Origin of the sequence: Actinotignum urinale DSM 15805 (genome assembly GCF_000420445.1) — a bacterium.
GTDB classification, from domain to species: domain Bacteria; phylum Actinomycetota; class Actinomycetes; order Actinomycetales; family Actinomycetaceae; genus Actinotignum; species Actinotignum urinale.
Genome location: NZ_ATUY01000003.1, coordinates 157,162 through 173,066 on the forward strand (window position 1 = coordinate 157,162; position 15,905 = coordinate 173,066).

The 15,905-nt window shown below is 49.2% G+C and carries 14 protein-coding genes; 13 read left to right on the top strand and 1 reads right to left on the bottom strand.

The features are described 5' to 3' along the window. The 13 genes from G445_RS09605 (at position 1) to G445_RS0103740 (ending at position 13,438) form a co-directional block, all read left to right on the top strand. Positions 1–516 carry a universal stress protein gene (locus G445_RS09605; protein WP_022866220.1) on the top strand — a complete coding sequence of 172 codons (516 nt, stop codon included), beginning with the start codon at positions 1–3 and terminating at the stop codon, positions 514–516. A gap of 1 nt (position 517) precedes the next feature. Beyond that, a complete protein-coding gene (locus G445_RS0103695) occupies positions 518–2,413 on the top strand; it encodes an alpha-amylase family protein (RefSeq protein ID WP_022866221.1) in 1,896 nt (631 codons plus the stop codon). Positions 2,414–2,791: 378 nt separating this feature from the next. Beyond that, on the top strand, positions 2,792–3,058 hold the full coding sequence (locus G445_RS0103700) for a type II toxin-antitoxin system Phd/YefM family antitoxin (RefSeq protein WP_022866222.1): 267 nt from the start codon (positions 2,792–2,794) through the stop codon (positions 3,056–3,058). Further along, positions 3,059–3,223: a type II toxin-antitoxin system VapC family toxin gene (locus G445_RS11740; protein ID WP_211210503.1), complete on the top strand. Its 165-nt coding sequence runs from the start codon at positions 3,059–3,061 to the stop codon at positions 3,221–3,223. Then, the gene (locus G445_RS12050) at positions 3,223–3,459 is read left to right on the top strand and encodes a type II toxin-antitoxin system VapC family toxin (RefSeq protein ID WP_371926715.1); all 237 of its coding nucleotides are present in this window, start codon (positions 3,223–3,225) and stop codon (positions 3,457–3,459) included. The genes G445_RS11740 and G445_RS12050 overlap by 1 nt, the downstream gene beginning before the upstream one ends. 553 nt (positions 3,460–4,012) lie before the next feature. Continuing rightward, the gene (gene dnaK / locus G445_RS0103705; protein ID WP_022866223.1) at positions 4,013–5,887 is read left to right on the top strand and encodes a molecular chaperone DnaK; all 1,875 of its coding nucleotides are present in this window, start codon (positions 4,013–4,015) and stop codon (positions 5,885–5,887) included. Next, the gene (gene grpE / locus G445_RS10800) at positions 5,887–6,735 is read left to right on the top strand and encodes a nucleotide exchange factor GrpE (protein ID WP_022866224.1); all 849 of its coding nucleotides are present in this window, start codon (positions 5,887–5,889) and stop codon (positions 6,733–6,735) included. The genes dnaK and grpE overlap by 1 nt, the downstream gene beginning before the upstream one ends. 248 nt (positions 6,736–6,983) lie before the next feature. After that, positions 6,984–8,012 carry a DnaJ C-terminal domain-containing protein gene (locus G445_RS0103715; protein WP_022866225.1) on the top strand — a complete coding sequence of 343 codons (1,029 nt, stop codon included), beginning with the start codon at positions 6,984–6,986 and terminating at the stop codon, positions 8,010–8,012. A 117-nt stretch (positions 8,013–8,129) separates the two neighbouring features. Next, positions 8,130–8,666 carry a heat shock protein transcriptional repressor HspR gene (locus tag G445_RS09615; RefSeq protein WP_022866226.1) on the top strand — a complete coding sequence of 179 codons (537 nt, stop codon included), beginning with the start codon at positions 8,130–8,132 and terminating at the stop codon, positions 8,664–8,666. A 253-nt stretch (positions 8,667–8,919) separates the two neighbouring features. Then, positions 8,920–10,953, top strand: a complete 2,034-nt coding sequence (locus tag G445_RS11900) for an ABC transporter ATP-binding protein (RefSeq protein ID WP_022866227.1) — start codon at positions 8,920–8,922, stop codon at positions 10,951–10,953. Between the two features lie 109 nt (positions 10,954–11,062). Continuing rightward, positions 11,063–12,370 (top strand): C1 family peptidase, encoded by a 1,308-nt coding sequence (locus G445_RS0103730; protein ID WP_022866228.1) that lies wholly within the window; start codon positions 11,063–11,065, stop codon positions 12,368–12,370. A gap of 362 nt (positions 12,371–12,732) precedes the next feature. Then, a complete protein-coding gene (locus tag G445_RS0103735; protein ID WP_022866229.1) occupies positions 12,733–13,083 on the top strand; it encodes a WXG100 family type VII secretion target in 351 nt (116 codons plus the stop codon). Positions 13,084–13,147: 64 nt separating this feature from the next. Further along, positions 13,148–13,438, top strand: coding sequence for a WXG100 family type VII secretion target (locus tag G445_RS0103740; protein ID WP_022866230.1), 291 nt, complete (start codon positions 13,148–13,150; stop codon positions 13,436–13,438). A 457-nt stretch (positions 13,439–13,895) separates the two neighbouring features. Here the strand turns inward: G445_RS0103740 and G445_RS0103745 are convergent, their stop codons facing one another. Next, positions 13,896–15,899 (bottom strand): type VII secretion protein EccB, encoded by a 2,004-nt coding sequence (locus tag G445_RS0103745; RefSeq protein ID WP_022866231.1) that lies wholly within the window; start codon positions 15,897–15,899, stop codon positions 13,896–13,898. Positions 15,900–15,905 lie beyond the last annotated feature (6 nt).

The following is a 15,905-nucleotide window of genomic DNA, read 5'->3' on the forward strand; positions in this document are numbered from 1 at the left end:
ATGACTGCCTATGAAAGAGTTGTTGTGGGAACGGATGGTTCTCCACTTGCAGTGCCAACAGTGAAGAAAGCTGCGCGTATTGCCTCGCGCGACGATGCTGGTTTAACAATTGTCTGCGCATACACCGATGTGCCGAGGCGTGACGACGCAAAAAATACGGCAACCTTGGGTGGCGACACCAAATTCAGCCAGGTTCCCGGGTGGGAAGCTGCCCGTTTGGCAGTGGACAGCGCTGCTGAGCTTGCACGCGAAGAAGGCGCACGTATCGAAGGTGCTCAGCTCATTGACGCCGACGCCGCCACTGCTTTGCTCCACGTGGTTAAGGGACGCCATGCGGATCTTTTGGTTATTGGCGCGATTCGAGATACAAGTATCGCCGGGCGTTTGCTCGGAACCGTCGCCACGGAAGTGTTGAGAAGCGCAAATTGTGACGTTCTCATTGTTCGCCCAACTAGCGACGATGAAATTGGCGCTCCGCCGGAATCAATTAACGTTACGGTAGAAGCTACGGAATAACATGAGCGCCGAACATCCGTATTCTGAGATATCTATCAGCGATGCTCAATCTTTTGAGTTACGTGTTGAACGTTACGGAAAAGAGCTTCGCGAAGGTCTGTCTGCGGTGTATGGGGAATGTGCGCAAGATACCTGGGATCAGCTCCTGGATACAATGCGTGATTACAGCAGGAGGCGTAAACCGTCGTTAAAAATTCGCGACGAAGAACGCCTCCTGTCCCCAGACTGGCTCCTCTCTTCACAAACCATTGGTTATGTCGCCTATGCAGACAGGTTCGCCGGTAATCTGCAGGGCGTGAATGAACACGTGGATTACCTGGAGGAACTGGGAGTAACGTATCTGCATCTTATGCCACTTCTTGCTCCGCGCCCCGGCGCGAACGATGGCGGATATGCCGTGATGGATTACGAATCTGTGCGTCCCGATTTGGGAACCATGGACGATGTAGAAAACCTCGCGGATACTCTTCACAGCAAAGGAATGAACCTTGTTCTCGACCTTGTGCTGAACCATGTTGCCCGTGAACACGAATGGGCGGTTCGCGCCCGGCAGGGCGAAGAGAAATATCGCGATTATTTCTACATGTATTCAGATCGCACGATTCCTGATCAATTTGAGGTGACGCTACCTGAAGTGTTCCCCGATTTCGCTCCCGGTAACTTCACCTGGGATGAGGACGCAAAGGCGTGGGTGTGGACAACGTTTAATTCCTATCAGTGGGATGTGAATTGGTCCAACCCGGACGTGTTCCTCGAATATTGCAAGATTATTTTCAATCTTGTCAATAAGGGCGTAGACGTTATTCGTTTGGATGCGATTGCCTTCATTTGGAAGCAGATGGGGACAACTTCGCAGTGCCTTCCTCAGGTTCATTGGATTACGCAAGCATTGCGTGCCGCGTTGCGGATTGTGGCGCCGAGCGCCGCATTTAAGGCGGAAGCTATTGTGAGTCCGGAACTGATTATGCCGTTCCTGGGTACAGGGAAGCATTGGGGCAAAGTCTCCGATATGGCCTATCACAACAGCCTCATGGTGCAGTTGTGGTCCACGCTTGCGAGCAGGGATACGCGGCTTATGAAGCATGCGTTGAATGCTTTTGCGCGTAAACCGTCGTCTACTGTGTGGGGAACGTACGCACGGTGCCACGACGATATCGGTTGGGCGATTTCGGATAAAGATGCAGGGGAAATGGGGTTGAACGGCTATCTTCACCGTAGCTTCCTCTCCGATTTTTATTCGGGTATTTTCCCTGAATCTTTTGCTCGCGGTTTGGTGTTCCAATACAATCCGGTGACGAACGATCGTCGCATTTCTGGTTCTATGGCGAGCCTTGCAGGCCTGGAAATTGCGTTGGAGAACGGAGAAGATCCGTATCTGGCAGTTTCTCGAATTGTGATGCTCAATGCCGCTATTCTTGGGTTTGGCGGGGTTCCGTTACTGTATATGGGCGACGAACTAGGGTTGCTTAACGATTACGGTTATGTGGATAATCCCGAGCATGCCGAGGACAACCGCTGGGTGCATCGGCCGAAAATGCCGTGGGATATCGTGGAGGAAGCAAAGAATAATCCACAGTCCATCCCCGGGCAGATTTATCATGCGATTCTCCACCTCATTAAGGTGAGAAAGAGCATGGTTCATCTTCACGCCGCTATCGAAACGGAGATGATTGAATCCCCGGATAGCCGTTTGGCATTGTGGTTGCGTGCCCACCCTGAGGGGAATATGTTGCAGGTCTACAACTTCAGTGAACATGTTGTGGAAATGCCAACGTCCGCACTTCGCCCCTATGTGGGGTGGAAGCCCAAGGAAGTCATTGGTGGCTACACTTATGATTTGGGTGTGGATTTCCTCAATATTCAGCCGTATCAAAGCCTCTGGTTTATTGCTGAATAGTTAAACGCGAGCGATTGCGCTTAATTGAATGCGCAAGGCGTTGCGCAAGAGATAGAGTGGAATTGATTTTGCGAGGATGATTTACGCGAAGATTTGCGCGGAATCAATTAAACGCGAGAAATTCGCACTACGTGTCCTCCGAAGTTACGCGAAAGACGTGGCTTCGGAGGACACGTGCGTTAAATGAGCACGTGCGTTCAGTGAATAGTGTTGAAATGTATATGTTCAATTTTTGTGAGCAATTTTCACACTTTTTGAGCTAATGGGTGAGTGGGCTGGTAACTACATTTGTGCCAAAAGTTGATATCTTTCTGTTCGAGTGACTTAAAGGTGACGAAGTGGGGATTATTGTTTCACTCATGTTCTACAATGTAGAACATGAGTGAAGTTGGGATTAGGGTGTTAAAGCAGAATGCGTCAGCAGTTATTCGTCGAGTTGAGGCGGGGGAAACTGTTGACGTGACGGATCGGGGTCGAAAGGTTGCCCGAATTGTGCCTTTTACTTCTTCGACTCTTGAGATGCTTGCGGAGGAGGGGCGAATCCGACTACCTCTTAGAGATGTGCAAGATTTACCTTTTCCCGTTGCGGGGGAGGGAAGCTTGAGTCAGGTTCTTGAAAAAATGCGTGATGATGAAAGGTTTTAGGTGTTTTATTATCTAGATACATCCGCATTGGTCAAGCTCGTGTGTGAAGAGCCTGAAAGTGAGGCTTTGCGTCGATGGTTTGTTTCTGATGCCCAACCTAAAGTGACAAGTGACATTTCTCGAACTGAACTTATTCGTGCCGTACGTAGGCTCGGCCAGATTTAATTCAACAAGCTCGTGTAGTTCTCGATTCTTTTGCAATCATCGTTTTGGCCACATCTATTTTCGAGGAAGCTTCACGTCTCATGCCGAGTTACCTCCGAAGTCTGGACGCTCTTCATATAGCTGCTGCGTTGAATTTGGGTGACTCTCTCGGAGGTTTTGTGACATATGATAAAAGGCAGGCAGAAGCTGTTGAGCAGTGCGGGGTCCCCTGCTTTACGCCTTCCGTAAGCTCTTAATGTGGTTCTTTGCCTCTAGGGAATCTTGGTAATTATAAGATGTAAGTTGTTTGTTAATCCGCAGGCTTCTAAGAGTGCTCAGGTGTTGCTAACGTTAGATTTATGGCAATATTTACGTCATTTTTCATCGAGAAAAGAAGTTAAGACCTCGAAATGTGAAACGTTGTCTCGCGTCTAGAGAAATTTTCGTTTCCTGACCGGGCGTTGCGCGTGTTTTATGTCTGGGGTAGCGCTCGTCATACCGGGGGCTAACGCTTGTGAACCATATGGGGCCGTTGGCTTAAAAAGTCGTCAAGATTGAGAATGAAGACACGGAAAAGATGCCCGTTTGCCGTGCTTCCCCGACTCGAATTGTGCGAGTTTTTCGCGAGTTTATCGTCGTCGAAAAAAAGATGTTGGGAAGTTGCGGGAATAAAAAACGAGGCCGCAAAGTTGAGTTAGGTGTACTCAAGAAAATGAGAGCGGACTGGACATAGGTTCTGGGATGCGTCATACTTGAAATGGTAAGTCGCTTCGGCGGCAGGTAAGAGTAAAGAGTTTAGGAGTTAAACATATGGCACGTGCAGTAGGTATTGATCTTGGCACAACCAATTCTGTGGTTACCGTTCTGGAAGGCGGGGAACCCACGGTTATCGCCAATGCGGAAGGGCAGCGCACAACTCCCTCCGTCGTTGGCTTTTCAAAGAATGGCGAAGTTCTTGTTGGTGAGGTAGCAAAGCGACAGGCCGTCACCAATGTTGATCGCACCATCGCGTCCGTCAAGCGCCACATGGGCACCGATTGGACAGTAAAAATTGACGATAAAGAATACAATGCGCAGCAAATTTCCGCATTTATTCTCCAGAAGTTGAAGAAGGACGCGGAAAGCTACCTCGGTGAAGAAGTTACCGATGCGGTGATTACCGTTCCTGCATACTTCAACGATTCCCAGCGTCAGGCAACAAAGGATGCCGGCACAATTGCGGGCTTGAACGTCCAGCGTATTGTGAACGAACCGACGGCTGCCGCGTTGGCTTACGGGCTTGAAAAGGGCAAACAGGATGAAACTATCCTCGTCTTCGACTTGGGTGGCGGTACATTCGACGTTTCCCTGCTCGAAGTCGGTAAGGATGAGGACGATTTCAGCTTTATTCAGGTGAAGGCAACCTCCGGCGATAACCACCTCGGTGGTGACGATTGGGATCAGCGTGTCGTGAACTGGCTTGTTGAACAGGTCAAGAACGGATCCGGCGTGGATCTTTCCAAGGACAAGATTGCCTTGCAGCGTTTGCGCGAAGCTGCGGAAAAGGCAAAGATTGAACTTTCCTCCGCAACGACGACGAACATCTCCCTTCCCTACATCTCCATGTCCGAATCCGGGCCGCTTCACGTGGACGAAACATTGACGCGCGCCAAGTTCGAAGACATGACGAAGGATTTGCTTGAACGCACAAAGACACCGTTCGCCAACGTTATTCGCGACGCTGGCATTAAGGTGTCCGATATTGATCACGTTGTTCTCGTCGGCGGTTCCACACGTATGCCGGCAATTACGGACGTTGTGAAGGAGCTGACGGGCGGACGCGAACCTAATAAGGGCGTTAACCCCGATGAAGTTGTTGCAGTCGGTGCAGCTCTGCAGTCCGGTGTTATTACGGGCGACCGCAAGGACGTTCTCCTCATTGACGTTACGCCACTTTCTCTCGGTATTGAAACCAAGGGTGGCATTATGACGAAACTGATTGAACGTAATACCGCTATCCCAACCAAGCATTCTGAAACCTTCTCGACGGCGGAAGACAACCAGCCTTCCGTATCCATCCAGGTATTCCAGGGTGAACGCGAATTCACGCGCGATAACAAGCCGTTGGGAACCTTTGATTTGACGGGCATTGCCCCGGCACCTTCCGGTGTCCCGCAAATTGAAGTCACCTTCGATATTGACGCAAACGGTATCGTTCACGTCTCCGCACGCGATAAGGCAACCGGTAAGGAACAGTCCATGACGATTACCGGCGGAAGCGCGCTTTCCAAGGATGAAATTGATCGCATGGTCAAGGAAGCCGAAGAACACGCGGCTGAAGATGCTAAGGCGAAGGAAGAAACCGATACCCGCAACCAAGCTGAACAATCCACATATGCGATTGAGCGCCTGATTAAGGAAAACAAGGACAAGTTGACCGACGGAACCGTCACCGAAGTTGAGGAAGCCATTGCGAAGGTGCGTGAAGCACTGAAGGGCCAAGACAATATCGAGGACGTTAAGAAGGCCGTTGAGGAACTCAACGAAAAGTCCCAGAAGATTGGTCAGGAAATTTACGCAAAGAACCAGGCGGAAACAGCAAATGCTGAAGGCGCGGCTGACGCGGGTGCAGGTGCCGGTGCCGGCGCAGCAGGTGATGACAACATTGTTGATGCTGAAGTCGTAGATGAAGAGGACAAAAAATAGTGAGTAACGAGAATCTGAACCACACGCCGGACAACGGTGCGGTAGAGGATGCTCACACCGGACAGGCCGCGGAGAACTCCGCGGCCTCGGCCGGATGTTGCCCAGGCGCATGCCACGAAGGAGAGCCACAGGCAAACTTCACGGCAGAAGGCTCAGGCAACAAAGCTGAATCTTGCTGTGGAGATAAACAAGGAAACCAAGCCGAAGCCGGATGCTGTAAAGAACAAGCAGAAGGAACAGCGCAAGAAGATCTGGGCGCGGATGTTAGCCCTGAATCGGGAGCAAATGTGAACACTGAACCCGCTTCGGACGCAAACGCAGATCAAGCGCATGCTGGCCAGGATGCAACAACTCCAGAAACGGAAAACGGTGAGGCTGAAGCCATCGCGGATAACCCGTTAACGGAAGCCATGAACACTATTTCCAATCTAGAGGACCAACTCAAACGCGCCCAAGCATCCCTCTACAACACCGAACAGGAATACTCGAACTACGTACGCCGATCCAAACAGGAAGCAGGTGTTCATCGAGATAACGGAATAATCAAAGTGATTGACGCTTTACTTCCAGTTCTCGATGACGTTGAACTTGCACGCCAACACGGCGATCTAACAGGACCAACAGGGCTTATCGCAGAAAAAATCGAACAAATCCTGGACACAAACTTCGGGCTAAAACGATTCGGAAAGCAGGGTGACGTTTTCAACCCGGAACGTTACGACGCGCTTATGCATCGAACATCGGCGGATGTGACGGATGAAATCGTCGAAACCCTTATTCAACCCGGTTACGTGATGGGTGAGAAACTTATTCGCGCGGCGCGAGTAGGCGTCGTATCACCAGAATAAGGTGTATCACCAGAACAGTTTGCGTCCCCAAAACAGGGCGAAAACTCAAAGATAAGCAATGTTTCTCGAACGTAACGGTGTCGCAATAACTGCGTAGTGCCGTTACGCGAGAGGAACGCAACCCAAGGTGGGGAGGAATAGCAATGGCGAAAAATAGTACGTCGCGTACAACGCCATATTACGTATCCGCCCCACCACGGGAAGAAAATAGAACAACAATACTCGCGAAAAGAAAGGGAGGTGAGTAGATGGCAGGAGCAAGCCAAGACTGGCTTGAAAAAGATTTCTATGCCGAGCTCGGCGTTGCAAAAGACGCAACCCAGGAAGAAATCAAGAAAGCATACCGAAAACTTTCACGCAAACACCACCCTGATCGCAACGGTGGCAGTAAAGAATCCGAGGAAAAATTCAAACGCGTCGGTGAAGCCTACCAGGTGCTCTCCAATCCTGAAGATCGCAAACAATATGATGCCATTAGGTCGCTCGGAGCTGGAGGTCCGCGATTCCGTGCAGGAAGCGGTGCCGGAGCCGGGGCCGGTGGGTTTGAGGATATTTTCTCCATGTTTGGAGGCGCGGGTGCGCGAAATGCGCGAACGCAACATCCGGGTGGGTTTGAAGACATACTCAGTAACATGTTTGGTAACGGCGGAAATAGTTATAATTTCTCGACGAATAACGACAGCACCGGTGGTTTTGGCGGATTCGGAGGGTTTTCGAGCCGTCCGCAAAAAGGTGCAGACATAACGGCAACAGTGTCCATTCCCCTGCGAAAAGCGGTAGATGGGACAACGATTAAACTCAATACGGCGAGCGGAAAAAGCGTGACGGCACGAATTCCGCAAGGCGTGAGTGATGGGCAAAAAATACGAATCCCAGGCAAAGGCAATCCCGGAGTAAAGGGAGGCGCCCCTGGAGATATTATCGTGACCGTAAATGTTGAACCACATCCTATATATGAGCTCAAAGGAAAAGACGTTTACGTTAACCTTCCGGTATCCTTCACAGAAGCAGCGCTAGGCGCAACCGTTGAGGTTCCTGTTATTGATGGCGGAAACGTGAAAGTCAAAATTCCTGCTGGTTCCTCGACAGATAAAATTCTTCGCGTTCGCGGAAAAGGTATTCCGAAAAAAGATGAGCACGGAGATATGTATGTGAGGATAAAAGTTGTTGTTCCGACGAAGCTATCCGAGGACGCTAAAAAAGCGGCGGAACTTTTTGGGAAAGCAACAAGTGAAGCAGATCCACGAGCCGATTTTATTAAAATGGCGCATATGTAACGATGCGTTCACGAACCCGTCGCCTCCGATAGTGCGTTAAGGAGGTGGCGGGAAATCGGTATAGATGCACAATCGGTATAGATGTGCAATAGGTATAGATGCACAAGAGGTGAGGCAATGACGCGAAGAAAAACACCACTATTCACCGTGTCGGTAGCGGCTGAACTGGCTGGGATGCATGCACAAACCTTGCGTCAGTACGACAGAATGGGGCTTGTTCGACCTAAAAGAACGCAGGGCGGGGGACGTCGATATTCCCTTGACGATATCGATAAACTCCAAGAAGTCCAACGTTTATCACAAGAAGAAGGCATTAACCTTGCCGGAATTGTTCGAATATTTGAATTGGAAAAAACCGTTGAACGGCTCAAAAACCAACTAGAAAAAATACGGAAACGCCTTGACGCCATAGAGCGACAACGCGTGGCGGGTGTGAAACGAGCGCAACGAATTTTCGCTGCGGGAGTTGATGGGGATGTTGTTCTGACCCCGAATGAAAAAGCATTACGGGACTATCTGCGATCTGTGGAAGTACAGCGTCGGGATAGGAAAGAAAGGATGAGTAGGGGGCAAGTTAGCGAAAGTCGCGAACTCACACGGTACCGCGGAAGCCAGATTGAAGATCTTCTTCGTTTCCTGACGCGGATACAATAAAGCGTAGCGAAATCTGCCACGCCGAATTGCCAAGCCGAATTGCCAAGCCGAATTGCCACGCCGAATTGCCAATCGAACCCACCCAATAGAAAAGTAGTCAAAAACCGGAAACGTACGATGTGTTGAAACGACAGGGAGGTTGCGAAATCGTCGTAAATATATAGAGATGTGTTGAATAATCAACGAACCTACAAAACAAACGAAACGCACAACGTAACAAAACCCGTATCGCACTACATGTAAAGGAGCGGGCATGCGCGCCCTCACAAGAATTTTCCGATTTACAAAAAACCTTGTGCCGCTATATTTGGTGGTCGCGGTTTCTTCCGTGCTTGTAACAGCGGGAAATATTGTGGCACCGTTCATTATTGGACGTGCGACGGACACGGTTGTTGCTGCGGTCAGTGGGAAAATTGTTGTAGAGAAAGCCGTGACAACAGTGTTATGGCTTGCCTTCATCTTCTTTGTAATTGATATTCTCAACACGGGAATCGGTGCAATTGGCGGATATTTCGGTGACCAATTGGCGCAAAAAATGCGGAGTATTTTATCGGTTCGATATTTTGAAAAACTGTTGTCCCTACCGCAACGTTATTTCGACGAAGAACTGACTGGAACTATCACATCTCGCCTGAATCGTAGCATTATGGAGATGACGATATTCGTCAAATCCTTCGCCAATTCATTCTTCACAACATTGCTCACGGTTGTCGCCGTACTCACCATATCGTTTATTTATTCGCCACTAATGGCGTTACTTTTGCTCCTTGTTTTCCCCATATATTTATGGTTGACGGCACTCACCTCAAAACGGTGGCAACGCATTGAAGGGCAAAAAAATGAGCATATTGATACTGCCGGCGGGCGATTTAACGAGGTAATTGGGCAAATTCGTGTAGTCAAATCCTTCACCCGCGAAGCCGAGGAACTATCTCAATTTTCGGACCACTACACTGAAACCGAAAAATTGAACTCATCCCAGTCCGGGCGCTGGCACCTCATGGATTTCCTTAGGCGTAGCTGTATGGCGCTTTTATTCTTCGGAATTTACGCGATCGTGTTTACGCGGACGGCTCAGGGGATTTTCTCCGTGGGCGACATGGTTATTCTTGTGCAACTTGTGGCTTTGGCTCGTCGTCCCGTTATGAATATGAGTTGGATTGTGGACACGACCCAGCACGCAATCGCGGGATCCAAGGATTACTTTAACGTGATGGAGCTCGACCCGCACACCTTGAAGGCAACAATGGATGCCAGCGCAAGCCAAGGTATTTTGGAAAAAGGTTCGACGGTGACCTTGTCCGGGAAGATCGTGGCGAATGAGGGTGTGCCTGCCGGGTCTTTAAGAAATGGCCTGGGTGTTTATGGTGCGGGTGTTGATGGCGCGGGTGTTGATGGCGCGGGCGCGGGTGTTGATGGCGCGGGCGCGGGTGTTGATTCTGCGCGTGTTGGCTCGGGTGACGCCTCAGGTGCCGGCACGGATGCGCTTGCGGATTCTTCAGGTAGTGCTTCAGATGAGGTGGTTATAGATTTTTCACATATCACTTTTGGGTATGGAAACGATCCCGACGTGCTTCGCGACGTATCATTCACAGTCCGTCGCGGAGAAAAAATAGCATTTGTTTCCGAATCGGGTGGCGGAAAAACAACACTTACCTCACTCCTTCTCGGGCTATACGAACCTCGCCACGGCAAGATATTCGTTGACGGAAAAAATATTGGAGATATGACGCCTATTGATGTGCGCTCGCGAATAGGTGTGGTGTTCCAAGACGCGGCATTATTCTCGGGTACCGTGCGCGAAAATATTGCTTACGGGCGTCCCGAAGCCAGCGATGAAGAAATACACGACGCGGCGCAACGAGCCCACGCGGATCGATTTATTCGTCGGTTTAAAGATGGGTACGATACGGTGATTGGCGAACGCGGATTGAAATTATCCGGCGGACAACGGCAACGAATCGCTGTGGCGCGCGCGATGCTTAAAGGCGCAGAAATTCTTATTTTAGACGAGGCAACATCCGCGCTCGACACCCGTAGCGAACGATGGGTTCAGGCCGGTTTGGAAGAACTCATGAAAAACCGTACCAGCATTATTATTGCGCACAGGCTCTCAACTATTGCCACGGTCGACCGCATTATTACTTTGCGCGACGGCAAAATCGACGAAGTAGGGAGCCCTGCAGAATTGGCAGTTTCGGGTGGTATTTATTCGGAACTTCTCGCGTTACAAAACGAGGGGAGTGCGCAGGCGCGAAAGCATTTGCGTCGCTACGGATTCCGGTAGGAACATGTTTCGGGTTTGCGCTCGCCACGTCTTTCGTCGTCTATATTTCCCAACATAACGGGACGGGACTATCCTTAGAAAGAACGTTCGATTACGTAGAGGAGCTGCGGTGAGAGAAATAAAGTATGACGAGGTCAAAAAATTCGCGAAAAATTTTCGCGCAGACCCTCAGGCGCGCTTAGCGCAAAACGCAATAACACAAAATTCCGTGGCAACAGTTGCCGAAAACCGCGATATTATCAACTCTTTTGATACATCGATGAGCGTTCGCGTGGATAAATGGAAGGTAACAAACCAGAAACAATCAGGAAGATGCTGGCTATTTTCTGGGCTAAATAGCTTCAAAAAAGAAATTACCTCCGTTACGGGCGTGAAAAATTTTGAATTTTCACAGGCGTATCCGCATTTTTGGGACAAACTGGAAAAGGCGAACTATTTTCTGTCCGCAATGATTGATTTGGCGGATCGCCCCGCAGACGACAGGCTTGTTTCGCATCTTTTATTCAAGCCTATTGAAGATGGTGGACAGTGGAATATGTTTGTTGCGCTCATTAACAAATATGGTGCCGTTCCGAAATACGCGATGCCAGAAACGGAATCGTCGTCGAATACGAAGCTCATGAATCGTAGCTTGGAAATGTTGTTACGTAAGGCGGCCCGCGATATTCGGCAGGCCGACCCTGAAAAGCGGGACGAGATTCGCGAGGCAGCTGTTGCCGATGTGTATCGTATCCTAGCGATTCATCTGGGCACGCCACCGTCGGAATTCTTGTGGCAATACGAGGATAAGGACGGAAATTTCCGTAGGAAAGGTGTAATGACGCCACAGGCTTTCGCGACGCGTTTTTTCCCGAATATCAATGAATACGTGTGTATTGTGAATGATCCGCGCAATGAATACGGGAAGTTGTACACCGTCGAATATTTGGGGAATGTTGTGGGGGCTAAGCCGGTTACGTACCTGAATGTTCCCATTGATGTGATGAAAAAAGCGACGATTGCTACGCTAAAAAATGGGGAGCCCGTGTGGATGGGTTGCGACACAGGTAAGCAATCAGATCGCGAACGTGGCATTTGGGACGGCGCACTGTACGATTTTGAAGGAACGTATGGCGTTGAGATGGAGATGGGCAAGGCGGATTCGCTAGTGTACGGCGAGGCGTTGATGACGCACGCCATGGTTTTCACCGGGGTGGATCTTGACGAGGATGGGAAACCGCGACGCTGGCGCGTCGAGAATTCCTGGGGCGATGCGATTGGCGATAAGGGGTTCTTCACAATGAACGATTCCTGGTTTGAACCACATGTTTTTGAGGTTGCCGTGCGTCGTTCATATGTGCCTGCGGAATATCTCGACGCTTTGGCTGGCGAGGTCAAGACGCTTCCAGCGTGGGATCCGATGGGAGCTTTGGCTTAGGTGTAGCTGGTTTTGACGTGGCTTTTTTGGTGACTGGTTTTTGCGTAGCTCGCTTAGGCGTTGCTGGCTTTGGCGGAGCTGGTTTTGGCAACTGGTTTTTGCGGAGCTCTCTTAGGCGTTGCTGGCTTTGACGGAGCTGGCTTATGCGTGACTGGCTTTGACGTCGCTGGTTTTGAAAACTCCTTGTGTGTGATTCGAGTGTGACACGCAGGGAGTTTTCTTTGTGTCAAAGGTATTTCCACAGATGTGGATAGAAAGTTATCCACATAGCTTTGCCTTTTGCGATGGTTCATGATGGTTATACGACGACGGAAAACGTAACGCTCGTTGTCGAACACTGTAGGACTAGTGAAGGGAGAAAAATGTCTGATGTAGGTGGGCAATTACGTGTTACCGATGATGCAATTGTCAAGATTTCACAATATATTGATGCGTCAGAAAACGAATTGCGGGGGTGTATGGCCACCCACATGGGGCAAATGGCTAGTTGGCAATCCAGCTGGAAAGGTCAGGGTGCTATCGCCGCGAGTGTGGCTTTGGAAAGTTATCGGGCGAAATCGGAAAAACTGTTTGCGTTGATGCAGGCTTTTGTGAGCAGATTACGCGCGGGAAATACGCATATTGATAGTAGCGAACAGCACGCTATGCAAAATTTCAGCAGAATCGGAAACACCGTTGAAGGAGTTCGGATGGACGCCATTCTCGGTGGGTGAATCTGCCTGCGCGCGGGTTTATATGCGAAGGATTTGAGGTTTGTATCAACAAGAAAGGAGCAATATGAGTACGCATATGGCAGTAAATTTTGGTCAGATGTCGCAAGGCAGTGCGATTATCGCCCAGCACAGCAACTCGATTATGGATTGTTTAGAACGGTTGAATGCGCAGATACGAGGTGCGATTGTTGGCTGGGATGGTCAAGCGCAAGCCGCGTATGAAGCAAGTTATGGGCGATGGCGTTCAGTTGCGAATGAGTTGAATGCTATTTATGCCGGTATGGGAAAACAAGTGCAGGTAAGTGCTGACGCATATCTTGCTGCGGATCGCGCCGCCGCGCTCTTACTGAGTTAACAAGACGTTTATCGGGTAACCTATCACAAAATTAGCGAGTATTTTCCGGCGGAAAACCCGTGGTGAAATACTCGCTAATATTGTTGCCGAAGTAGGCGCTACGCGAGTTTTTGTTCTGGCTGTGTTGCATTGTGGTGTGCTGGATTGGGCGCAAGATGTTGATGGTGTTTTGTTTCCTTGTTATGAGGCCAGAGATTGGTGCTTGTTGCTGGCTTGATTGAGTTTGTGTACGGCGGGCGGTTTTACGGCGGGTTTACCAGGGATTTTTCGGCTGTGTTTTTATGGCTGTGTTTTTTGGCGTGTTGTTCGCGGGTTTGATGTACTCGTTTTGCCAGGGTTTTTCTGAGGGTTGTTTGTCGATGCTTACCAGCCAGGGTTGTTTATTGATGTTTATCAGCCAGGGTTGTTTATCGATGCTTACCAGCCAGGGTTATTTATCTACGCTTACCAGCCAGGGTTATTTATCTACGCGAACGAGGTTTGGGTGGGTGTTGATAATGTTTATCCATCCAGGAGGCACTTTCACGATGTTTTTTTGTTCATATTCGAATCGGGAAATAAATAAGTTTGTGTCCGTTGCGTGCATTAATTTCCCCTCTCCTGTAACAACATAGGAGCCATCCTTTTTGTCGTTTGACGATAGAAGTAACCCGTGATGTTGCGAAGAGAACGTATCGGGTGTGCTCTTTTTAAGATAAGCCGACGGAGGATTATCAAAAGTAGACAGAGCAACGCAGAAATCGGTTTGTTCCTGTGCTATTTGTTCCTGTGTTATTTGTTCCTGTGTTATTTGTTCCTGTGTTATTTGTTCCTGCGCGTTTTGCTCTCTTGGTGTTTGCGTGTTTATTATTTTTCCTCTTAGCGTTCTCCTCCTTGCTGTCTGCTCGTTTACTATTTCCACTCTTTCTGCTTTCCCTCTTGGCGTATTCTCCCCTAGTTCGCTTGATATTGAAGTTGATAATGAAGTGTTGGCTTGGGTAAATGCTGAGGAAGTGCTGTATGAAAAAATGCCGGATGAAAGATTGAAGGATGAAGATTTAACGGTTGAAATGTTGGTGACTGAAGTTGCGGATGCGGGAGGATTTGAGGGCGTGGTGCCGGGTGGGATTCTGGCAGACGCCAAATTAACTTCTGAAGGCAAACGGTTCAGCAGCGCGGATTCCCTGCGCTCAAGCCCCGCTATATCAGCATCATTAATATGCCACATTTTGACATGTTTTTCGTCGACACTTACAAGGTAAAGTCGAAAACTGAACGGTGTGAGTGGTTGTAGAGAGCCATTTTTCTCCATAACAAAATATGTATTGTCGCGTTTTTCAGTACTTGATGACATCGTCAAAATATCGCCAACACGAACCTTTCCGAAACGCAAACCTTCAATAACTTCACCCAAACCTTCCATGTTTAGAGGCTCAATATCCGGCCCGGAGGGTATAAGGTCAATGAGTTGCGTCGAAACGGAAAGAGGAAATATTGCCTCAACATTAAACAATCTCGGCAGGCGCTCCCGGGGGATGTTCAAATAATATTTTGTATCCGACGATATGAACCACAATTTACCTTGCGCTTCAACGATAAAATCCCCAGATTGCTTTGAACGTGCACGAGATTTTTTCAGAGCCGTTCGAATAATGACGTTATTGTTCGACGAACATGCCTCCAGAACGTGCGTTGACGGAGTAATATTTTTCGGCGGTTGGTGAGGAATAAAATCGCGTTTTTCGCTCCCTCCTGGAGGGGGAAGGGGAGAGGATATCGGAATATTTTCAAGTGCTGAAGCTCGAACATGCAATGGGGTAACGTGTTGATTACTTGCAAGATATGCACTTGTGAGATTTGTGGCCGGACGGAGTTTTCCCTTATGTGAAAGATATACTTGCCCGGAATCGTCGTCGATAATAATGCGGTTATTTTCCCAGCCCTGTGGGAGGTTCCCTGCCCACAACCGGTATGCCCATAATCCGACAAGGCTAAGAATTGTGGCGACTAAACCATAAGCAATTTTTTTCAACATGGGTATCATACCCATGTTTACGCTGGAATTATTGCTCAGGGCGGAATAATCCACAAGTTTGTGTAAAAACCTAGGGTTCGTCGAAAGCATGTGAGCTACCGCGGGCGCAATGTCATCCCAAGGCTCCTCGAAATGTTTAATTTTCACTGTGAGTTTGTCGTGAGGGAGGAGCCCAAGGGCTTGAGGCGAGAGATGTATGGGAAGATTTTGGGCAGAATCACGCCTTAAGCGCCATGAATGCGTCCATCTATTGTGGCGCGTGATGGCGACATGTTCGCATGTTTCGTCGTGCAAGGAAACAGACTGAGAAAAGACGTCTGGAAGAGAAGCAATGAGCGGTTCGCCGCGTGGAATTCTACAGTGAACTCGGTGTTTATTAATGAAAATGACGACGGGAATAGTTGTTGCGTCGAAGGTTTTTTCATTGGCGAGGGTGTTATGTTCCATGGCTAT

Coding starts and splice junctions, on each gene's coding strand:
- G445_RS09605 (WP_022866220.1), top strand. CDS start 1: ATGACTGCCTATGAAAGAGTTGTTGTGGGAACGGATGGTTCTCCACTT.
- G445_RS0103695 (WP_022866221.1), top strand. CDS start 518: ATGAGCGCCGAACATCCGTATTCTGAGATATCTATCAGCGATGCTCAA.
- G445_RS0103700 (WP_022866222.1), top strand. CDS start 2,792: ATGAGTGAAGTTGGGATTAGGGTGTTAAAGCAGAATGCGTCAGCAGTT.
- dnaK (WP_022866223.1), top strand. CDS start 4,013: ATGGCACGTGCAGTAGGTATTGATCTTGGCACAACCAATTCTGTGGTT.
- G445_RS0103715 (WP_022866225.1), top strand. CDS start 6,984: ATGGCAGGAGCAAGCCAAGACTGGCTTGAAAAAGATTTCTATGCCGAG.
- G445_RS09615 (WP_022866226.1), top strand. CDS start 8,130: ATGACGCGAAGAAAAACACCACTATTCACCGTGTCGGTAGCGGCTGAA.
- G445_RS11900 (WP_022866227.1), top strand. CDS start 8,920: ATGCGCGCCCTCACAAGAATTTTCCGATTTACAAAAAACCTTGTGCCG.
- G445_RS0103735 (WP_022866229.1), top strand. CDS start 12,733: ATGTCTGATGTAGGTGGGCAATTACGTGTTACCGATGATGCAATTGTC.
- G445_RS0103740 (WP_022866230.1), top strand. CDS start 13,148: ATGAGTACGCATATGGCAGTAAATTTTGGTCAGATGTCGCAAGGCAGT.
- G445_RS0103745 (WP_022866231.1), bottom strand. CDS start 15,899: ATGGAACATAACACCCTCGCCAATGAAAAAACCTTCGACGCAACAACT.